The sequence below is a fragment of the Sphingobacterium detergens genome, from assembly GCF_003610355.1.
Taxonomy (GTDB): Bacteria; Bacteroidota; Bacteroidia; order Sphingobacteriales; family Sphingobacteriaceae; genus Sphingobacterium; species Sphingobacterium detergens.
The window spans coordinates 1-21,679 of the sequence record NZ_RAPY01000001.1 but is presented as its reverse complement, the minus strand read 5'-3'; the positions used below and the strand labels follow the sequence as shown (position 1 = coordinate 21,679).

Below are 21,679 nucleotides of genomic sequence, written 5' to 3'. Positions count from 1 at the left end.
GTCAGTAAATGCAACATCTACAAAACGTCTACACGCATACACAACAAACTAAAAAACAACAATTTACAACAACAAAACAAAGACAACAAAAAGAAAAAAGGCTCGTATTAGGTCTACAGCTTTTGTACATTTGTAGCATGAACAAGATAATTGCTTTTGTACTATTTTGGGCGGGTCTCTTACCAATGGGCTTCGCAAATAACAGCTATGTCGATAGTCTACAAAACCTTTTAAAGACGAATTTGACGGCGACAGAACAAGTATCGCTCCAACAGCAATTAGCGGACTGGTATCGCGCTAATGAACAGTATCCACAGGCCATACAAATGGCCCAAAACAGCCTCAAGTCCGCTCGCAGAATTTCTAAAAACAACCTTGAGATGACCAAATCATATTGGATTCTGTCAAATATATATACCAATACACAAGATTTTGAAAAGTCGCAGAAGTTTATCGATAGCGCTTATCATTCCGCTCAGAACCAAAAAATTCCCTTGCAGCAGCCTATGCAAACTATGCATCAGCTGTATTACACACAACACTCTTTGACAGTGAAAAAACAGTGCAACTGTTACATCAGGCGCTTTCGCAGATTGGTGACAAGGAGCGAGAACCTCTTCTGACAGCGCGAATTTATTACCTTCTTTATGGCGTTTATACGGAATGGAATGACGAAGCCCAAGCATTGAATTATATCCATAAATCGTTGGAATTCGCCCAAAAATCAAAAAACATCAATATGCTGGCCAATTGTTATACAGCCATATCGGTTGTGTTTTCCTTTAAATATGAAACCACTCATCAAAAACAGCATTTGGATAGCACCATGCTGTATCTCGATCATGCGATCCTATTACAGAAGCAATATCCTGATCAGGTACCAGCCAACACCTATGCCAATAGTTATAACAACAAGGCAAGCTACTATTTAAAATATTACAATATAGGCGATCCAGAAATCAAGCGAAAAATACGGCAACATATCAATGAAGCCTTGCGTGTGGCTCCCGCCACAAATGAAGAAGCAATGGCAAGTAGTTATGGTATGCTCAGTGAATTGAGCATGGAGGAAGGTGATCTTCATGCTGCAGAAATGTACCTCAATAAAGCCTACATCATGCTCGCGCAAAAAAAGAAGCCTTATTATCACACCTTAATCAATGTACTGAACTCGATGGTTAGCCTATACACGAAAAAATCAGATTTCAAGAAAGCACTGGATTTTCAGCAAAAGGTAGCTGAGTACAGTAACCTGCTTTTTAACGAAGAGATGGCCTCAACCACCAAGCGCTTTGAAGCACAATATGAACTAACAAAAAAAGAACAGGAGATTAAAAGTCTACAAGAAAAAGCAACAAACCAGCAAACACAAAAATATTTTATTTTAGGACTTTTTGCCCTCGCTGTCATTGGATCATTCTTTATGTTCCGCTCTTACCATTTTAACCTCAAGTATGCATTGGCGAGGGAAAAACAACTTACTTCCGAAAAAAACGAAAGCTCCCTGCAAATAAAATATGAAAAAGAAGAACGAGCTCGCATGCAACTAGAACAGGAGTTATTGGAATTGCAGCAACAAAAACTACAAAATGAAGTTATGACAAGTCAGCTGCAATTACAGCATAAAAGTAAGGTCCTACAACAAGTCAAGGAAAAACTAACAGGAGCCGAAGCCGCCAATATACAGCAGATCCTTAGAGAAGAGTCCCTAACAGATACTGAATTCGAAAAAGCAAAGTTTAGAATAACAGAACTGCACCCCAATTTCTTTAAAAATATCAATGAGCATTCGAAACAGAAATTAACCGCTTTAGATCAAAAATACTGTGCCTATTTCTATCTTGACATGGATACCAAACAGATTGCCAACTTACTTCACGTAGAACCCAAAAGTGTACGGATGACCAAATACCGAATCAAACAGAAGTTCGGTTTGGATAGTCAATCCAATCTTACAAATTACCTAAAAATGATTGTATAGCTTTCATCGACTATGCTGTAAATCAATAAAAGCTTAATGGGATGACTCCCATCTTCTGCATGCTGATTAATAAAAGCTCTTGTCCAGGAAACAAAAAATTTTCGTATATTTTTAATGTTAGTCGTTCCGACACCTTTGCGAAGCCAACGGCCCTAAGTCGTGCTTCTTTAGAAATGAACGGGATTATTCTCCATAAATAAACTAAAAATATGCAAACTCGAGCAGAAAAATTACAGCAGATTATGGATTGGGCACAAAACAATACAGATATTCGGGCAGTTCTCCTAACCAGCTCCTTGGTAAATCCACTGGCACCAGTTGATGAGTTAAGTGATTTAGACATCGAACTTGTATTTGATGACAATACCACGTATGTCGCCGATAAGAATTGGCTAAATAACTTTGGCTCTCCTATCGCCATGATTGAAGAGGATGAAAGCTACTTTGATAGCAAACATGCCATGAAAATGGTTTTATATACAGATCACATAAAAGTTGATTTTAAGTTATATAGTAAGCCTAATTTTTTGGAAGAGGTACGCCAAAGCCCGTTATGCGAAGATTGGGATATTGGTTATCAAGTACTCCTTGACAAAGAGGGGATAACGGAAGCGATCCAAAAACCCTCCTATCGGGTGTCAATCATAAAAAAACCTACCGAGCAAAAATTCAGACAGCTACTCAATGATTTTTGGTGGGACTGTACTTATGTCGCCAAATGTCTTGTCAGAAAGGATATTTTTTATGCAAAATTTATGTCCGAAAACAATATACGTACCGATTATCTGGTACCGCTGATTGAGTGGTATATCGCTAGCCAGCATGATTGGAATATCACAACCAATAAACATGGACGCCTATTTAAAAAATACCTGACCGAGCAAACCTGGGGAAAAGTAATGCGGACTTTTTCAGCTGGCGATATCGATGAAAATTGGACGGCGCTATTCGCAATGGCCGATCTTGTCGCAGAAATTGGCAGGGAACTAGCGAATAAATTGGGCTATACATACCCTATAAAACTCGAACAGGATATCAGGATATATCTCAATGCCATAAAGACGAAATGAATTTGATTAATTTTTTAATATCTTTAATTATTGTATTTTCCAGAACTTAAAATTGATCACTATGATGATAAAAACACTAACATTGAATATGTTCTTCCTGCTATTGACCATGAGCGTTTTCTCGCAAAACCATGCAGGAATAAAATCGCTCCTAAACAAGGATTCAGAATTTATTTTCCCACAGACAGTGCAAAAAATCGAAGCAGCTTTAAATGCGAAAACGGTCTACTATGAAGATGCCAATGAAGAAAAATATGCCAAATGGTTGACCAATTCCGGTCTGGAACTCTATACCAGTCTTGGAAAAGGTAATACCATCAATGAAATCTTTTTTGATATCCCAGAAGATCAAGCACTTGTTGTCGAGGGCTTGCCTTTTAATCTTGTGATGAACAAAACCACACTTAAGGAAAGTGCAGCTAAATTCAGTAAATATGCGGCCAAAACGCAAAAAATGGAGGAAGGAAGTACCTTTCCAGGTGGTTCAAAACTTACCTTTAAAAAGGGAAAACATTATGCTACTTTAATTTTTGACAGTAAAAATCTACTGAGATTTTTAGGCCTTACCACTGAATTTATTGGACCTGGCGTAAATTAAAAAATAGTCCCAGCACTTTGATTCTTATCAAAGTCTATACCGGAGAGAGATGGCCCGCCAGATATGATTTGCAAGATCCTGATCCAATTCATGCTGTTGAAAAGACCATCTCTCTTTGTTCTTAACCAAAGTTTGCAATAGACCATCTAACAGAATATCTAATTCTGTCTCTTCTTTTGTCGGACACTTTTTCAACAATTGAATCTGAAAATCTCTTTCCTGATATGTAATGCGGAAAATCTGTCCTTTATATGCTGTATTTAACTGTCCAATCGTATCTTCCATGGCATCTAACTCAAATTTAGTCTAATCTGTCAAACCGTATGGTCGGCCTATCTATAGCTCTTAACCACATTGGAGCATCCATACACCTCTCCTAAATATCCAAAATAGGCTTACGAATAAGTGTTCACATTCTAAATAAGTATGTAAATATAAAAATAAAAAACAGTATTATACTAATTATTTTAGCACAAAATAATCTAATTTTTTAATCCCGATTATTCGATATCTTCGCTTCTATATATCCATTACGGCGTCCAATCCGCGCTTCAAGCCCTCAAAGGTCGACAACTTACTTACAGCCATCAAAATCCCTTTTATGTACGGTTCTGCGCCATTGCCTGCATCGTGACGAAGGATCAACGTTTCGTCCTTTTCACCAAATATTGCCTCAACACCAAGAATATGTCCCGGTAAACGCACAGAATGCACCTGTATACCATTTATGCTTGCTCCACGCGCATCCTTCCGTCCGACGGTATCATCAATTGCTACCGCTAACTCTGGTGTCTGAATTTTGGAAAGGCGATATGCAAGTTCAGCTACGGTGCCACTTGGGGCATCAGGCTTATCCCCGGAAGCATAATCAATAATTTCAAAATGTGGGATAAACTTAGCCGCAATTTCCGCAAACTTCTGTAGAAGCACTGCAGTGATTGCAAAATTACCGGCAGCTAAAATTGCCGTATGATGCTCATCTGCCACCGCTGCGATTTCTTTAAAATCAGCATCTGTTAGCCCCGAAGTTCCCAACACAACTCGCTTCCCTCTTTTTAATGCTGCAATAACATTGCTCTTGGCAATTTCTGGTCTGGTAAAATCAATCATCACGTCAAAATCCACTAGATCAAGCGCATCTGTTATATTATCAAATAATGGAATCGGCCCGTCTCCCAGATTTAAAATTGTTGCTAAATCAGCACCACCTTTGGAGCGGGACAGACCACCCACCAATTGTAAGCCCTTTTCCTGCGTTATCTTTTTGCTTAGCTCAGTTCCCACCCATCCTGTTGCACCCGCTATAAATACCTTTATCATAGTTCCTTTTTTTGGTCGTCCAACGCTCAGATGTTACTTCTTTATGGCCACTATCGCATAGACCATTGGAATTTTGTCCTCAAGTAGTTCAATCCGATATTTATTCTTTTCAAATTCAATCGTCCCGTTAAAACAATTATAGGGGGAATAATCAAATTCATCAAGTTGCGCAATTTGCAGTCCATTTTTTATCAGACTATTGACCACTTCACTTATACCGTGATTCCACATGACATACTCCTCTGTTATAGCCGCATTTCTATCCGCATAAGTTCCGTTTGCAGTTTCTATGATAGCTCCTGAATTAAAATATCGATAACCTATTTTTTCAAAATTATCATCAAACATCCAAACAACAGGATGGAACTCAACAAAGACAAATTTCCCATTGGGCTTCAAAAATCTGGAAATAACCTTTGCCCATTTATCTAAATCAGGCAACCAGCCGATTGTACCATAACTCGTAAAAACATAGTCAAATTGCTGATCCAAATGATTCGGCAGATCGTATAGATCACAACAGATAAAACGAACATCGGCATTTGTCTGTTCAGCAATTTTTCGCGCACTTTCAATAGCCTTATCGGACAAGTCGACCCCAGTTACTTCAGCACCGAGCCGGCTCAGTGAAATTGTGTCTTGACCAAAATGACATTGCAAATGTAATATTGTTTTCCCCTGAATATCATCGAGCAGGTCTAGCTCAATCTCATTCAAAGAACTTCTCCCCTGAAGAAAACCCGGGAGATCATAAAATTCTGACTTGAGATGTGAATCCGTTCTACTATTCCAGGACGCTCTGTTTATATCCAAATAATGCTGTTCTTTATTCATAGCTTAAATCTACCTTTTTTATCCGTATTATTTATATCATTAACCCATGCTTAAAGAAGAATTAATGTTCTTAACAGCTGTAATACTTCATTGTTTTAAGAAGGTCAGATTAATATTAGAATGCTGATAACGTCCTAACCTATTATTTTCTGTTAATTTGAGTCTGTTGTCCGCAAGCACAAATGTCAGTCCTGTAAAATCGTAATAACTCCAATAAGCTCTTGTAAAAAAGTGGAATGAACGAAAAGGAATATGATCAAAGTCAAAAAAATAACTGTGCGCTGTATTCACACTGTCTATGATTAAAAGCTTATTACTTTTAGGTTTTTCAATAATTAAATATTGGTACAATGGAATCTGGTCGTTTTCCGTTTTTATCCAACCAAAGTCTCCATCTGTTACACAGGCTTTCACCGCCAATTTTTCAACTCTTCCATTAGCTAATTCAAATGCCCGATAATATTGTGGTTCGGCAATATTGTCAAAGTATATTTTCACGCTATTGGTATCAAGTTCCTCATTGGTTTGATATAAGGGGAGAAATTCCGTACTCGTAGACCAATCTGTTTTAACATCGATCTGCGATGGCATCTGAGAGAAAAAAGTCAGGGTATCATTTTTAATTACAAAGGACCCTCTGGATTGATTCTCATAGCCCACATCCTCCCCCGCTTTCAGGGGAAGGTTTGTTTCCTTATAAAAATAACTATGATCCCTGAAGTTCAGCACCAATTCATTGGTAGAATCGCTTTTATATGTTATGATTTCAGCATGATGATCAACCAGATGAGATGTGTCGCCGCCTGTTTTCTGGCCATTATCCCCACAAGATTGCGATGCAAATAGTACAAGCAGCAGTATTTTATAATTTTCAAGTGCTAACATGACGTTCAAATTTTAAAATATAACATGATTCATTTATGATCCCTTTGCCTCAAAACCCCATGAAAATAAACTATTTCGCCTTTTCAATTTTTATATCAGATGGCCCATCTCCATAGTAAGTAGGTTTCTGTTCGACCATCTTTGGATTGCCATTTTCGTCTTTTTCCAATTTTTTAATACCCGTTCTTGGTGGACGTTTGGTATCCAGATCCATCTCGAAAGAAATGGTAATTTTATCATTTATGCCAAGACTGTTTCCTTCATTATCAAAAACCTGCAAATCATCCGCTGTAAACTTATCAGGAATATACATTCCGTTTTTATTGTCCTTGTAGCCCAAATCTATACTACCGATATAATCTCCTTTTCCCTTTGGTTCAGAAAACAACGAAACAGCAATTTCCATATCGCTTCGGACTGTTACGTCACTGTTAAGGTAAGGGTACCCTGTCAAGCTAAAGCGCTTGCCGGCATTATCCTTGTTTTGATCTAGTTTTTCAAACTGATCCGCATTAATTGGAGTTGCCGGTTGATCCTTTCCACCACCACAACTTGATATCGCAAAAGTTGCAGCCGTTAGCAGAGTCATCACTGTCATTTTCATTGTTTTCATATTATTATCATTAAAAGTTATACCTTAATTAAACCAATCTGTTGTTGTTGTAGTATCCTGAGATAACAAACCCAACAATCAAATATAGAATAAGCAAGCACCACTTTTAGACCGGTCTAATATTCGCCTGAACCCAATGAATATCCGTCTATCAATTACAAGGTTCCGGAGCTAGACTCGCACAGGAATTGATCTAATTTAAGCGTTTTCACCCCTTACAATTTGTTCATTACTACTTTTATCCGTTTTTATGAAATCCTTATTTTATCAATACTGCAAATAATAATATAGTTGCGTACCTAATGAATAAGCTAATCCTAGCAATATCATGACTGGTAAAACATATAATAAGGAATAATATTTGGCAATAAAATCAAAAGATCCCTTACTGCTCCTTACCCCCTCTTTTTCAAAATAGTTTTCCAGATCTTGCTTTGCCGAAACTGGAAGATAGTGAATATACTGCTGGCCTGTTTTTAAGGTTATTCGCAAGACAAAGTACAACCTTAACGAATCAAATATGCGAAAGAATTCAATATCTTGAATAGCGATGTTTTTCCCGTTCAAAATGATTTGGTTATCCTCAAAAATTATAACATCTGCGCTCGATTTTATTTTCGACACAAATAATGAATACGGGAAACCTATGACTAAGACTGCATTCCATAAGGGATGAATATTGCGAATTAATAGTGTGCTAGCGAACATGAGCGCGAAAGAAATCAAAGCGGCATATAAGCTATACAAAAGTATTCGATCAAAGTTAAAGGCTTCAGCTTGTAGTGGCTGCTTCATATACAATTATCTTTTCTGGATTAACAGCAGGCTATTTTTCAAATTGACCCTTATCAAAAGCTTGACCCTTATCAAAAGCCGAACAGGTCTTATTTTATCTGACTGCTGGGATAAAGCTAGCTCACTACCACCACAATACTAGATTTATTTACAATTCGCTATCGTCCTTTTACAATATGTCTGTTTTCATGATTTTAAGGGTTCAGTATCAGCCTACAATCTGCTCTCTCAAATTTTCAACCAAATGGTTGTTTTCAATACCCCATTTATCAATGATTGCTATAACTGGCAATAAGCTAATCCCCAAGTCAGTCAGGCTATACTCGACTTTAAGCGGAAGTCCTTGATAAATTTTCTTCACGATAATACCAGCTTGTTCCAATTCATGAAGCTGCATATTGATTACTCTTGGGCTCGCATCATGAATAGCACGATGCAATTCACTGGGACGTTTTATACCTTTGTTGATACCATCCAATATACAGGCTTTCCATTTTCCACCAAGTATTTTCATCGTGACGACTATGCCACAGTCAAGATCTTCGGGAATCTTTCTACTATACATAATTTCATAATTTTCATTAAAACTACTGAATTTTGCAATTCCATAGGGAATAATTTTTCCCTGGGTGAATCCTTTTTCCCTTATTGTCAACGTACCAGCTTGTCCTCATATTTGTTGTATAAAAATAAATAAGGAAACACATGGAAACATTGAAAAATCAAATCAGCATTATCGGCCTAGGTCCGATGGGTATAAAAATAGCGCAGCTCTATCTACAAAAAGGTTTTCAGGTCAATGTATTCAATCGAACAGCAGCTAAAGCAGATCAACTGGTAAGAGAAGGTGCTCGATTAGCAAAAAACATCAGCGAGGCCATTGAGGCGAGTCCAGTGAGTATTGTTATCGTTCATAACTATGCGGTAGCGAATGATCTTTTTTCATCAATCGAAACGGGAAATGCATTAGCGGACAAACTCATTGTGCAATTGACTACTGGTACATCGCAGGAGGCACGTTTAAGCGAAACCTGGTTTAACAGTAAAACTGCCGGCTACCTTGATGGAGCGATACAGGTGGCGCCAGAACAGATGGCACAGCCCGATACAACAATATTGTTTTCGGGCAATAGCGGAAAATATCTGGAAATCGAAGATACATTGAAAATTCTGGGTGGAAATCTAAAATATCTAGGGGAAAATATTGGTGCTGCGGCAGCCATGGATACCGCTACACTCTCCTATATCTATGGTGCAGCAGCAGGTTTTCTACATGGTGCTTTAATTGCCGAATCGGAAAATTTCGACGTCAGGGAATATGGCAATATCATCGCAGAAATTGCTCCGGGAATGGGCGAATTTTTAAAGCATGAGGGTGCAGTCATCAGTAGCGGAGATTTTAAGCTTTCCCAAAGTCCACTTGCCATCTCTGTAGAGGCAACAGAAAGAATCCTTGCAACAGCAAAATTAAGTGGAATAAATAGTGAATTTCCCCAATTTGCGGCAAATTGGCTCAAAAGAGCAAAAGATGCGGGCTATGAACAGGAAGAATTTGCTGCTGTGATTAAGACATTGCGGACACCGCGATAACCAGAAGCCCGACCACCTAAAAGTGGCTCAACACAAAAACGTTATCATCGGATAGCTTTATGAAACCAATTGTGGAAATAAAGCTATACGATTAGAACTAAAATTTACGACCAACCGATTAAAGAATATAATAGAATTCCTCGGCAGGTGCCGTTGGCTTCGGAGGAGGTTCGCCAATAGCCTCCAACAGATTCATCTCAATGGTCTGGCAGATCGTTGTCATCGGCGTATCCATGGGTTTATTTTCAAAAGGATCTTGCATTAAGATGGCAGTACGTTCAATAATAATAAAAATAATGGGAATTCCGATCGTCAGCATCATTTTGACCAAGATAACATCATCATTCAGACTAAAGGGTAATAAGAGCGCAAATAGATAAATCAGAAAATGGATCAGCTTACCATAGGACACCGGAAAAACCGTATTTTTTATGCGCTCACATCGCCCCATTGAATCCGAAAACCGCGTTAGAATCTCGTCTGCAGCAACCTGCCGAAATTCAGTAATCAACCCCTCTTGGGCCAATAAACGCAAATGCTTTCCATGCGCATTTAAAATTCCGTAAACAGCATTGGTGTCCTTGATTTGATAATTTTCCAAATAGTCGCTTACCCTTTTTGAATACGGCTCCTTTCGCAGCGATTCACTCAAGGCATAATTCCATATAATCTGTCTTTCAACAAACATTTTTAGATGGATGTCCTGATCTTTACTGATAAAAGTCTGCAAAAGACGAATTAAGCTACGGGAATCATTGACAATTCCGCCCCAAACGATACGGGCTTCCCACCACCTATCGTAAGATTGCGCAGTTCGAAAAGCCAACAAAAGCGATATGGCTGTACCAACGATGGCAATTAACGATAAGGGAATTTCCAATGTAAGAAAGTCTTTGTGTTTTGCCAGTAGGCCCACCAGACAGCCAAAAAATACAATTCGAACCAGATCAGTCTGAATGGTTTTTAAGAAGTATGAGACAGAGATCCTCCTATTAAGTAACATATAACAATCATTCTTTAGTTGAAATAATACATCATATAAATCCGAAAGTTGTTTTTTTGTTTTAAAAGACTAAAAACAAAATGTTAAAAACCTACAATAAAGCGAATTATTTTTTATCATCTCTATTGAGATTATTACGAATCTTATGGACAGATTTTCAGGTAAAAAACAAAAATAATGCCGTATTACACAAGATTTCCTTAAATTGTGTCCGCTTGATTTAACAAGTGTATAATACGATGGATATATTGGATTTGGATAAAGAATATTGGGACAATCGCTATAAAAACAGGGAGACCGGATGGGATATCGGTTATGCCTCACCGGCATTAATCGAATATGCGGAAATGGTGATTCCCAAAGAGGCTTCTATTTTGATCCCTGGCTGTGGAAATGCATACGAAGCGAAAGCGCTACTTGACAAAGGGTTTAAAAATATCACTTTACTTGATATCGCACCAACATTAGTCAATCAGGTTCAAAAAGAGTTTGGTGAAACTGCACCGATCCGGATTATCTGCGAAGATTTTTTTGAACATGGCGAAAAATACGATTATATTCTCGAGCAGACTTTTTTCTGTGCATTAGATCCGATTCTACGTGAAAAATACAGTAACAAAATGGCCGATCTGCTCCATCCACATGGTATTCTTGCAGGTTTATTGTTTAACAGAGCATTTGAATCAGCTGGGCCACCCTTTGGCGGAAACAAAACGGAATATCAACGACTGTTTCAGGTAGCCTTTGATATTTTAAAAATGGAGAACTGTTTTAACAGCATACCTCAACGACAAGGTAGTGAGCTTTTCATTGCATTAAGGAAGAAATAGCTTATTTACCAGGCATCACCTGATAAGTCGGATCCTCCATAATATTAACGATAGCGATTCCCTCGGCATTTTTGAGTAAAGAGCGACAATCCTCACTGAGGTGCCAAAGCTCTATCTTCTTCTGTTGTGCGGCATACCGCTCCGTGATTTTATTTAACGCATCCACAGCAGACATGTCCACCACCCTGCTTTCCTTAAAATCCAAAATGACGCGATCGGGATCCTCAGAGATATCAAACTTATCCAAAAAATTGGCGGTAGATCCGAAAAAAAGAGGACCATATATTTCATAATGCTTTATGCCATCTTGGTCGAGGTATTTTCTGGCCCGTATCCGTTTTGCATTATCCCAGGCAAAAACCAATGCAGACACGACGACACCAACAAGTACAGCTAAAGCCAAATTGTGCAATAACACTGTTATTCCAGCAACAAGAATACCAACGAAAATATCTGATTTCGGAAATTTATTGATGATCCGGAAACTTACCCATTGAAAAGTTCCGATCGCAACCATCATCATCACCCCGACAAGTGCCGCCATCGGAATCTGCTCGATAAAAGGAGCACCGACCAGGATAATCACCAGGATTGTTATGGCACCGATAAAAGCAGATAGTCGGGTCCGTGCACCGGCATTCAGATTCACCAGCGTCTGGGCCACCATGGCACATCCCCCCATTCCACCAAAAAATCCGTTAACCGCATTTGCAATCCCCTGCGCCATGGACTCGCGATTTGCGTCCCCCTTGCTAGCTGTAATTTCATCAACCATATTAAGGGTTAAAAGAGACTCAACAAGTCCCACAGCAGCCATCACTAGGGAATATGGAAAGATCAATTGCAATGTCTCCCAATTCCAGGGAACATTGGGCAGATGAAAATGTGGCAGTGATCCGCTGACTGAAGCGATGTCCACGACCTTCTTGGTTTCTATACCCAGCAGGGAAACCAGACCAAAAACGACTAAAATGGCGATTAACGACGCGGGAATTGCTTTTGTCAGCCTCGGAAAACCGATCACAATCAACATCGTTAACAATGTAAGTCCCCCCATAATATATAGTGTCGGCCCAGACATCCATGCTGTGCCTGTTCCACTGCTCACTTTAAATTGGACAACCTGCGCCATGAAAATAATAATCGCCAATCCGTTCAAGAAACCATACATAACAGGCTGCGGAATCAGTCGAACAAATTTACCCCATTTAAAAAGACCGACCAAAAATTGCAATAGACCTGCCAGGACCACAGCGGCGAAAAGATAATCGATACCATGACTTGCTGCAAGCGCCATCAGAACGACAATAGTTGCACCGGCCCCACCAGATACCATACCCGGTCTTCCTCCCAAAACAGCTGTCACAAGCCCCATTAAAAAAGCCGCATAAAGCCCCGTCAGAGGAGGCAAGCCCGCTAATATTGCAAATGAAAGTGATTCCGGTATCATGGTCATGGCAACCGTCAAACCAGCAAATAGCTCATTCTTAAAATTGACGGATCGCACATTAAAAAATTCAAAGGTATTGTTCATATCAAAAATCAGTTGAACAGTAATAAAGCCCTGCAAAGGTAACAATCCGTACCGCAAATCAGCAAGCTATGCGCAGCTAAAACACAAAGAAATCACAATCCTAAAAACACTTTTAGCAACTATTTGTTATTCATTACAAGTTTTATTGCAAAACAGTATATTAACCCTTATGAAACAACATTTAGGTACATATCGCTCTATTTTATTTTTATTTATAAATCTATTTACTACCCTTTTTGGAAGCTTGGGCTTTGCTAATTCCACAGCTAGCGGAACCACTTATACAAGTCAGTCTGTCGTACCATTTTCAATCTTAAATCCCTCATTGCTAGCAGACAGCATGCAGCTAAAATCATCAACAGACAGCATAATTCCTATAGGCCCCAAAAAAAAATTGATGGATAGCATCACCGTATCCATGCACCAGACGAAATGGATTTCCGATCGGATCAATGCCAAATTACCCGATAGTATCGTAAATTATCAAAAGAAAGACTTTCTGCGGGCTGGAATCGAATGGTTTTCTATTCAGGCCATACCTGCTTCAGTCAATTATTTCATACGGAAAGATCCTGTCTCCCATATTTCCTTCAAAAATTTCTTCAGTCATTTGAAGTTTTCCGCTTGGACATGGGATGACAATCTCTTTGCTACAAATCAGATCGCCCACCCTTACCATGGTCAGTTCTATTTCAATTCATTCCGATCCAACAATTTTAGTTTCCTACAGTCTACGCTCGCGACAGTTGCCGGAAGTTACATCTGGGAGACAGCAGGTGAGACAGAGCCGCCTTCGATCAACGATATTATCAATACCAGTTTTGGTGGAACAATTCTCGGTGAGATGACTCATCGTCTTTCACACCATGTGCTCGCCAGACCAAGCCTTACAAAAGGACAACGTAATAAAAAGGAAATTTTGGCAATGTTGATCAATCCGATGAATGGCTTAAATCGGCTGCTCGATGGCCGTTGGGGAAATACAACCAAAGGTGCCGTGGTTGACAGTTCTTTGGTCCATACCGAAGTGGAGTTGGGGATCCGCAGATTTGATGCCAAGGAGCATAATGTCCTGAGCCGGGGAAAGAATGATATCTACGCGCGCATTAAACTGATTTACAACAACGATGATGTCGATAAAAAGAAACCATTTGACGACTTCTTTCTAAATCTTGAGATTGGATCAGATGACAGTTCTATGGTCAATGCAGTTAATGTTTACGCTTCTCTCTATGGAAATCGAATATTATCCAATTTAACAGGCCGACATCGTGGTATCGTCTCCGCTCATTTTGACTTTTTGCGTAATGAAGCGTTCTATTATGGATCACAAAGTATCAATTACAATATTTTTTCCAATTATAACATCAGTAAACGGACCAAGTTGACCACCATTCTGGGTGGTGGTCCAGTCGTACTGGCCGCAGTACCGGATCCCTATCTTCATTTTGGCGAAAGTCGTACCTACGATTATGGCCCTGGAGCAGATGTCCGGGCATCAGCAACACTAAGTACGCTCAATCGCTTCAAATTTGGTATAGATTACCGTGGTGGATATTTCGTCACAATCAGTGGTAACAAATCTCACCACTATCTTCATACCGCATCCACCAGTGCATCTGTGCGGATCTGGAAAAACTTTGGGGTCAACCTTTACTCCGGATATTTTAGACTTGAAGGCCATTACCAAGACCATAACAATGTCAATAAAGATTATCCTTTTATCCGTTTGGCTCTAGCCTACAACTCCGAATACTAAGACAAACCAAACGATTAGAAAAAAGACCTAACCGTCTTCCGGTTAGGTCTTCTTTTTAATTTGTCCAATATTTTTTCATCGCCTCCTTCAGACGTGGGTCATACCCATAGATATCTGGATAAGAAACCATTTTACCATCATCGTCAAGCCAGGTGGTATAATAAGTCAGGTATACAGGCATCTGACGTTTCAGTGTTACCCAACGCGACTTGGTGATAGAATCCGTTGTAATCTCTTTCGCAATCTTCTCAGCCTGCTTTTCATTATTGACCAGGTAACCGGCCAGGTCTACGGGTTTTTCAACGCGCACACAACCATGGCTCACAGCGCGGTTAGTCTGTCCAAACATTTGTTTGGCAGGCGTATCATGGAGATAGATCGAATAAGCATTTTCAAACAAAAATTTCACATTACCCAACGAATTGTCTGAACCCGGATTTTGTTTAAAACGGAATTTCTCCACCGAATCGGATTGCCAATTTACGGTACTGGGATCCACCTGCTTTCCTTTATAATATGCCACCATATTACGTGAAGCTAGATAGTTGGGATTGTTCCGTACACTTGCCAATAATTCTTTTTTCACAATACTACTCGGGATATTCCATACAGGGTTGACCTGCATGGCATCCAAGATGCCCTGCATGACCGGAGTTTCATGGTTTTCACCTTTACGGGTATATGCCGGGTTATCCGTTTCACCAACACACACATTCATCAATTGGCTGGTTTTTCCGTCTTCCATGATGTGTAGTCTCTGTTCAGGAATATTGACAATAACATATTTCTCGGGGAAAGACTCCCCCATCCACCGTAATTTTTCAAGCACCATCAATACTTTCGTTCTTTGCGCATTATCCAGGTTACCGTTTTCCAACAAATCCTGAAATTGAATGTAATACTGGTTTTTTGGTTGAATTCCAGCCATTAATGGTCCAATCTCCACACTATCCAATAGATGCACGACGCCAGCATAGTTCATACGTTTCTGAGGAACAAAATACCTCCCATACAAACGTTTTGGGTTGATTACACCATATTTTATACTGCTTACATAAGCCACTAAGCCATCTGTCCCTAAAAGATCCAATTTGGCCAGAAGCGGATAAGATTCCGCTACATCCTTAGGCTTCAGTTTGCGAAGAGAAAATAAAGTTTCCTTGATCTCTGTTGTATGAAAGTAACTGCTACGAATCCCATGTTTTTCGCTTTGTTCAAAATAATTCAATAGCGTATCAATACTACCATCGAATAGATGGCCAGCGATTAAAGTCATCCCCTCGGTAGAGTCAGATAACTCCTTCATCCAACTCGGATTATGCAATTTGGACTTCTGTTTACCGTACACCTCATGGAATACCTTCAGATAGGCCGTCGTATCAAATTCTTTATAGGATTTTTGCTCAAAACCGTTTGCGAGCACATCGCCATAAGTCGGTGGATTCTCTTTACAGGAAAAAAATACAATTGAAACGAAGGAAATAAAAACTAAAATACGTAACATACGACAAATAATGAAAAAGAAATGGCTTCGCAATAATGAAGCCATTTTCTGATCACAAAGATAAATAATTCTAATTGGCAAACGAATTTTACCTGTCATTGAATCACTACAGAATGAATTACTGCTGTTTTTGCAGGAAATCTTCGAGGAGTTCGACCATCTCGGAGTTCCCCAAAAAAGCTGCCGTTCGTTGGTGTAATGTCTTTGGTTCAATATCTAAAATACGTTGATATCCATTGGTCGCTTTACCTCCGGCTTGTTCAATAATAAAAGCGATCGGATTACACTCATACATCAATCGCAGTTTACCATTCGGGTGGGCAGAGGTGGTTGGATAAAGAAATATCCCTCCTTTCAATAGATTACGATGAATGTCGGCAACCATAGAGCCAATATAACGTGACGCGTAGGGGCGCTGGGTAGAAGCATCTTCCATTTGGCAGTATTTGATATATTGCTTAACGCCGTTCGGAAATTTAGAATAGTTTCCCTCATTGATCGAATAAATATGGCCAGCTTCGGGAATCTTCATATCGGGATGTGATAGGCAGAATTCACCAATCGAAGGATCCAATGTAAACCCATTCACACCCTTTCCAGTGGTATAGACCAACATCGTTGAACTTCCGTAAATTACGTATCCAGCTGCAACCTGCTTAGTTCCATGTTGCAGAATATCATTGCTATTGCACGATACTCCGGTATCCGAAAGCCGACGGTAAATCGAAAAAATGGTACCCACAGAAACATTCACATCAATATTACTCGAACCATCCAGTGGATCTATACAAACAATATATTTTGCATTTTTAGAAACTCCAGACTGCATGTAAACTGGATTTTCATGTTCCTCAGAAGCAACCACACAGCATTCGCCCCCACTTTGGAGCGCTTTAATAAATTGCTCATCAGCATACACATCCAGCTTTTTCTGCCCTTCCCCCTGAATATTGGTTTGACCTGCATCCCCCAGGATATCAACCAATCCAGCCTTATTGACTTCTCTGTTAACAATTTTTGCTGCAATTCCGATATCACGCAAGAGTCTGGACAGCTCGCCTTTCGCGTATGGAAAATCGGCTTGTTTTTCAATAATAAATTGACCTAGTGTTGTTATACCACTCATAATAGTGTTTTATTGGATATTTGTTGCACAAAGCTAAAAAAGTAAAACATATTTTAGCAAAGTCAAACCCCTGTTCAGCTAAACTTTAGCAGACGAAATACGCAATCGATTGCGCATTTCCTTGAAAACTTTCATTTGCTAAAACGATTATCAACTACAAAAAGATAACAAAGCTCAGCCAGAAGTAGATATCTTCTAAATATTGCCAAATAAAAAAAAACTAAAAAATGATAAGTATTTGGTAATTTTGGCAAAACAGATTGATACAATGCAACAACTTATACAGCTCGTTGAAAAGGAAAAACTAGGCAGCCAACTTGTTACGCAACATACGTTGATTATTGACGATAAGCAGGTCAGCCATGGTGCACTTTTTTTCGTTAAAACAGCGCGTAAAACCTTTAAAATAATGGTTCCATCACCTTTTCACGAAGCATTGTTAGCAGGCAAACTAACTGTCCAGAGCTTAATGAAGCATCCAGAAGCCATGCTGCTTTCCTAAAAGCCGACTTTGGTCCCCAATACAACTTAACTCACCCCTATCCTCCCTGTCCCCGCTCCTGTTTCGTTGGGTATTATCACGCTAAACAAATAGCCCACTTTGTTTGTTTATTTTAGGTGTGGTATCGAGATCATCGTTTATCCAACAGGTTGATTTTCTTTCCGAAAGGACGGAATATACGCTTTGAAATATTACAAATAAACAGTGTAAAAGTATAACATTACCCAAGCAATAACCCTTAAATTTATTGTACAACAAAATGCTATGCAATACCAATATAAACTTTCAGGCATGTCCTGTGACGGGTGTAGAACAACAATTGAGAATGCTATCAATCAGCTTCCTGAAGTTCAGGCTAAAGTTACGCTAGAGCCACCGCTACTGACAATAGAATCTGCAATAGAAATTCCGACAGAACAACTACAGGAGACCCTCGCTAAATTAGGTAATTATCATATTGGCGAACTGAATAAATCTGTACAAGAAACCCCAAATACGGAACAACCAAAGCTATCTGCATCAAGCAAGTACTATTGCCCTATGCACTGCGAAGGTGATAAAACCTACGATCAACCGGGACGCTGTCCTGTTTGTGGGATGTACCTTGTACCGATGGAAAATAATGAAAACAAACATCATCATCCTGATCATAGGCACAGCGCAGACCAAACTCCAACAGTTGTCACACAGAAAAAGAAGGAACAGCAGCATGAATCCATTATGCAGGAACATAATCATGCTGGACAACAACATCAATCTGAAGCACAGGATCATGACCATCACCAACATGAATCGGTACAACATGGTCACGACCATAACCAGCATAAACATGCCCACAACGACCATTCTGCCGCTGCAAAACCCAATCAACAGAAAGCGGGTTCAGCGGGAAAATACTACTGTCCCATGCATTGTGAGGGCGACAAGCTCTATGATAAACCGGGCAACTGTCCAGTTTGTGGGATGAACTTGGAGAAAGTACCCGAATTAACCAAAAGCACACAATACAGCTGTCCGATGCACCCCGAAATTGTTCAGGATCATCCTGGAAGCTGCCCGATCTGTGGTATGGATCTTGTCCCTATCGCTGGAGGAAATGATACCGACGATGATAGGACCTATAGAGATCTCCGGATGAAACTGTGGCTATCCATCCTGTTTACAGTTCCGATATTTATACTATCCATGGGAGAAATGCTTCCCGGTAATCCGATCGGTAAAGTAATTCCACCGGATTGGTCAGGCTGGATACAATTATTTCTATCCCTGCCGGTGGTCTTCTATACCTGTTGGTCATTTTTCCAACGCGGTTGGATTTCTTTTAAAACCTGGCGTCTGAATATGTTTAGCTTGATTGCCCTTGGCGCTGGTGCGGGGTTCGTATATAGTATTATTGGCCTGTTTTTCCCGCAGTTATTTCCGGCTGATCTAAAAAATCATCACGGATATATCGCATTATATTTTGAGTCCGTTACTGTTATCCTAACATTGGTTCTCCTTGGGCAAGTGATGGAAGCCAAAGCCCATTCCAAAACCAATTCAGCAATCAAAGAGCTCATTAAACTCAGCCCCTCTGACGCTACCCGGGTCGAAAATGGTATCGACGTAAAAATTGGAGTAGATCAGATTAAGATCGGTGATACGCTGAAAGTAAAACCCGGAGATAAAATCCCTGTCGATGGACAGATTACAAATGGTACGACGAGCATTGATGAATCCATGCTGACAGGCGAACCTCTACCTGTCGAAAAGCAGGAAGGTGACAAGGTCAGTTCCGGAACCATCAACGGTGAACGAAGTTTTCTCATGAAAGCAGAACGTATTGGTTCAGACACCTTATTGGCTCAGATCATTCAGATGGTCAATGATGCCAGCAGAAGTAAAGCTCCAATCCAACGTCTCACAGATAAAGTATCTGAAATATTTGTTCCAATTGTGATCGTTATCGCATTGTTGACATTCTCCGCCTGGTGGATCTGGGGTCCTGCGCCATCATTGGCTTATGGCTTTGCCAATGCATTGGCAGTGCTTATTGTTGCTTGTCCTTGTGCGCTTGGTCTGGCAACTCCGATGTCCGTCATGGTCGGTGTCGGCAAGGGAGCCAAAAATGGTATTTTGATCAAAGATGCCAGTGCATTAGAAAAAATGAACAAGGTTGATGTTGTATTAACAGACAAGACGGGAACAATCACTGAAGGCAAACCCACCGTTGATGACATTCAACCCACCGCTAAGAGCGGTATCAACGAAATATTATCCTTAGCCGCCGCCCTCAACAGCAACAGCACCCATCCACTCGGGCAGGCTATTATTGATCGGGCAAAAAAGGAAGGAAATAAAATAGAACAACAGGTTGCAGACTTCGAAAACGTTGCCGGACAAGGTATCAAGGGGCATATTAACGACCAATTGGTTGCCCTCGGTAATCAATTGTTGATGGAATCCATGCAGGTGATCATTCCAGACGAAATACGAAAAGCTGTCGAGTCAGCCCAATCCAATGGCAAAACTGTTTCCTATCTCGCAAAAGGAAGTGATTTACTTGGCTACTTTAGCATCTCCGATCAGATCAAGACCTCTTCCAAACAGGCCATTCACTACCTGCTTCAGCATGATGTAGATGTAATTATGCTTACTGGAGACAATGCACACACGGCAAAATCCGTAGCCCAGCAGGTCGGCATCAAACATTTCAAAGCAAATGCATTACCGAAGGATAAATTACAGGAAATACATAAGCTACAGGAACAAGGACATATTGTGGCAATGGCTGGTGATGGTATTAACGATGCTCCTGCCCTTGCGCAAGCCGATATTGGCATCGCTATGGGAACAGGAACAGATGTAGCGATACAAAGTGCGTCTCTGACCCTGCTACAGGGAGATCTAATAGGCATCGCTAAAGCCAAAATACTGAGTAAGAAACTTCTCCGAAACATTAAAGAAAATTTAGGCTTTGCTTTTATCTATAATATTTTGGGCATTCCCTTGGCTGCAGGGCTTCTATATCCCAGCTTTGGCATCCTGTTATCACCAATGATAGCTGCTGCTGCAATGAGCTTTAGTTCCGTTTCGGTGATTTTAAACTCACTACGCTTAAACCGTGCAACAATAGAAGTAGATAAGAAGTAAACAAAAAGAAAGGCGCTTGATAGCAACGAAAATAGATAATTAACTATATTCGCTATTCTTAATGACATATATTTATCATTATTAATTATGCGTAATATACTTTTAATACTTCTATCGGTTATCGTAACGCTAGTTTGTGTCAAAAACCCGCAAACAATCAATATTGATCTTTTTGTGGAGAGCAAAGTAGCATTATGGAAACTCCTATTGACATTTTTCGCAATGGGAGTACTCTTTGCCTTTCTCCTAAAAAGTGGTAAAAAGACGAAACAGCAGGAAAACACGGCGGCATTTGATCAATCAGAAGACGACAATCAGGCCCCTAAATCTACATTATCCGATGAAGATCGCGATTTTTTGTCTTAGTGATAAAAAATAAATAGCTAAAAATGAAGGTTTAAACACATTAAAGGCATTTTTATCACATAAATAGTTGCGAGGAATAGGGATTAACCCTATCTTTGCATCACTTCAAACAAGGAACGATAGTTCAAAAACAAAGAAGTAAGATTCCGTAGCTCAGCTGGTAGAGCAATACACTTTTAATGTATGGGTCCTGGGTTCGAATCCCAGCGGGATCACAGATTAGTATTAAAAAGCGCA

21 protein-coding genes and 1 tRNA gene are annotated in these 21,679 nt (G+C 39.8%); 11 read left to right on the top strand and 11 right to left on the bottom strand.

Features of this window, described 5'->3' with window-relative positions:
• The first annotated feature begins 137 nt into the window (after nt 1-137).
• The 4 genes from DFQ12_RS00110 to DFQ12_RS00095 all read left to right on the top strand — a co-directional run bounded on the left by DFQ12_RS00110 (nt 138) and on the right by DFQ12_RS00095 (nt 3,649).
• A complete protein-coding gene (locus DFQ12_RS00110; RefSeq protein ID WP_120257011.1) occupies nt 138-623 on the top strand; it encodes a hypothetical protein in 486 nt (161 codons plus the stop codon).
• Entirely contained in the window at nt 563-1,981 is a 1,419-nt protein-coding gene (locus tag DFQ12_RS00105; protein WP_147420297.1) for a helix-turn-helix transcriptional regulator, read from the top strand. Before DFQ12_RS00110 ends, DFQ12_RS00105 begins: the two co-directional genes overlap by 61 nt.
• A 209-nt stretch (nt 1,982-2,190) precedes the next feature.
• Complete coding sequence (locus tag DFQ12_RS00100; protein WP_120257009.1) at nt 2,191-3,051, top strand: AadS family aminoglycoside 6-adenylyltransferase; 861 nt, start codon at nt 2,191-2,193, stop codon at nt 3,049-3,051.
• A 61-nt stretch (nt 3,052-3,112) separates the two neighbouring features.
• Nucleotides 3,113-3,649, top strand: coding sequence for a hypothetical protein (locus DFQ12_RS00095; protein WP_120257008.1), 537 nt, complete (start codon nt 3,113-3,115; stop codon nt 3,647-3,649).
• 27 nt (nt 3,650-3,676) lie between these two features.
• On the opposite strand, the gene DFQ12_RS00090 is transcribed toward DFQ12_RS00095, so the two are convergent.
• The 7 genes from DFQ12_RS00090 to DFQ12_RS00060 form a co-directional block, all read right to left on the bottom strand.
• On the bottom strand, nt 3,677-3,934 hold the full coding sequence (locus DFQ12_RS00090) for a hypothetical protein (RefSeq protein WP_120257007.1): 258 nt from the start codon (nt 3,932-3,934) through the stop codon (nt 3,677-3,679).
• Nucleotides 3,935-4,168: 234 nt separating this feature from the next.
• Nucleotides 4,169-4,969, bottom strand: a complete 801-nt coding sequence (dapB, locus tag DFQ12_RS00085; RefSeq protein WP_120257006.1) for a 4-hydroxy-tetrahydrodipicolinate reductase — start codon at nt 4,967-4,969, stop codon at nt 4,169-4,171.
• A 33-nt stretch (nt 4,970-5,002) separates the two neighbouring features.
• Nucleotides 5,003-5,803 (bottom strand): class I SAM-dependent methyltransferase, encoded by an 801-nt coding sequence (locus DFQ12_RS00080; protein WP_120257005.1) that lies wholly within the window; start codon nt 5,801-5,803, stop codon nt 5,003-5,005.
• Nucleotides 5,804-5,890: 87 nt separating this feature from the next.
• Nucleotides 5,891-6,688 (bottom strand): hypothetical protein, encoded by a 798-nt coding sequence (locus DFQ12_RS00075; RefSeq protein WP_120257004.1) that lies wholly within the window; start codon nt 6,686-6,688, stop codon nt 5,891-5,893.
• Between the two features lie 70 nt (nt 6,689-6,758).
• Nucleotides 6,759-7,301 carry a hypothetical protein gene (locus DFQ12_RS00070; protein WP_120257003.1) on the bottom strand — a complete coding sequence of 181 codons (543 nt, stop codon included), beginning with the start codon at nt 7,299-7,301 and terminating at the stop codon, nt 6,759-6,761.
• Between the two features lie 267 nt (nt 7,302-7,568).
• Nucleotides 7,569-8,096 carry a hypothetical protein gene (locus tag DFQ12_RS00065; RefSeq protein WP_120257002.1) on the bottom strand — a complete coding sequence of 176 codons (528 nt, stop codon included), beginning with the start codon at nt 8,094-8,096 and terminating at the stop codon, nt 7,569-7,571.
• A gap of 208 nt (nt 8,097-8,304) precedes the next feature.
• A complete protein-coding gene (locus tag DFQ12_RS00060; protein WP_120259152.1) occupies nt 8,305-8,661 on the bottom strand; it encodes a winged helix-turn-helix transcriptional regulator in 357 nt (118 codons plus the stop codon).
• Nucleotides 8,662-8,801: 140 nt separating this feature from the next.
• On the opposite strand from DFQ12_RS00060, the gene DFQ12_RS00055 reads away from it, so the two are divergent.
• A complete protein-coding gene (locus DFQ12_RS00055; RefSeq protein WP_120257001.1) occupies nt 8,802-9,686 on the top strand; it encodes an NAD(P)-dependent oxidoreductase in 885 nt (294 codons plus the stop codon).
• A gap of 118 nt (nt 9,687-9,804) precedes the next feature.
• Here DFQ12_RS00055 and DFQ12_RS00050 read toward each other — a convergent pair whose 3' ends face one another.
• Nucleotides 9,805-10,689 carry a bestrophin family protein gene (locus DFQ12_RS00050; protein WP_120257000.1) on the bottom strand — a complete coding sequence of 295 codons (885 nt, stop codon included), beginning with the start codon at nt 10,687-10,689 and terminating at the stop codon, nt 9,805-9,807.
• A 239-nt stretch (nt 10,690-10,928) separates the two neighbouring features.
• Between DFQ12_RS00050 and DFQ12_RS00045 the strand changes: the two genes are divergently transcribed.
• On the top strand, nt 10,929-11,519 hold the full coding sequence (locus tag DFQ12_RS00045) for a methyltransferase domain-containing protein (protein WP_120256999.1): 591 nt from the start codon (nt 10,929-10,931) through the stop codon (nt 11,517-11,519).
• A gap of 1 nt (nt 11,520) precedes the next feature.
• On the opposite strand, the gene DFQ12_RS00040 is transcribed toward DFQ12_RS00045, so the two are convergent.
• Nucleotides 11,521-13,053 (bottom strand): SulP family inorganic anion transporter, encoded by a 1,533-nt coding sequence (locus DFQ12_RS00040; RefSeq protein ID WP_120256998.1) that lies wholly within the window; start codon nt 13,051-13,053, stop codon nt 11,521-11,523.
• A 169-nt stretch (nt 13,054-13,222) separates the two neighbouring features.
• Between DFQ12_RS00040 and DFQ12_RS00035 the strand changes: the two genes are divergently transcribed.
• Nucleotides 13,223-14,812 carry a DUF3943 domain-containing protein gene (locus DFQ12_RS00035; protein ID WP_120256997.1) on the top strand — a complete coding sequence of 530 codons (1,590 nt, stop codon included), beginning with the start codon at nt 13,223-13,225 and terminating at the stop codon, nt 14,810-14,812.
• A 55-nt stretch (nt 14,813-14,867) separates the two neighbouring features.
• Here the strand turns inward: DFQ12_RS00035 and DFQ12_RS00030 are convergent, their stop codons facing one another.
• Nucleotides 14,868-16,316, bottom strand: coding sequence for a L,D-transpeptidase family protein (locus tag DFQ12_RS00030; RefSeq protein WP_167457156.1), 1,449 nt, complete (start codon nt 16,314-16,316; stop codon nt 14,868-14,870).
• A 118-nt stretch (nt 16,317-16,434) separates the two neighbouring features.
• A complete protein-coding gene (gene fbp / locus DFQ12_RS00025) occupies nt 16,435-17,442 on the bottom strand; it encodes a class 1 fructose-bisphosphatase (RefSeq protein WP_120256995.1) in 1,008 nt (335 codons plus the stop codon).
• A 202-nt stretch (nt 17,443-17,644) separates the two neighbouring features.
• On the opposite strand from fbp, the gene DFQ12_RS00020 reads away from it, so the two are divergent.
• The 4 genes from DFQ12_RS00020 (at nt 17,645) to DFQ12_RS00005 (ending at nt 21,657) form a co-directional block, all read left to right on the top strand.
• Nucleotides 17,645-17,944, top strand: coding sequence for a hypothetical protein (locus tag DFQ12_RS00020; RefSeq protein WP_147420296.1), 300 nt, complete (start codon nt 17,645-17,647; stop codon nt 17,942-17,944).
• A 264-nt stretch (nt 17,945-18,208) separates the two neighbouring features.
• Entirely contained in the window at nt 18,209-21,076 is a 2,868-nt protein-coding gene (locus DFQ12_RS00015) for a heavy metal translocating P-type ATPase (RefSeq protein ID WP_120256993.1), read from the top strand.
• Nucleotides 21,077-21,163: 87 nt separating this feature from the next.
• Nucleotides 21,164-21,442 carry a lipopolysaccharide assembly protein LapA domain-containing protein gene (locus DFQ12_RS00010; RefSeq protein ID WP_120256992.1) on the top strand — a complete coding sequence of 93 codons (279 nt, stop codon included), beginning with the start codon at nt 21,164-21,166 and terminating at the stop codon, nt 21,440-21,442.
• Nucleotides 21,443-21,584: 142 nt separating this feature from the next.
• Nucleotides 21,585-21,657: transfer RNA gene (locus DFQ12_RS00005), tRNA-Lys, on the top strand.
• Nucleotides 21,658-21,679 lie beyond the last annotated feature (22 nt).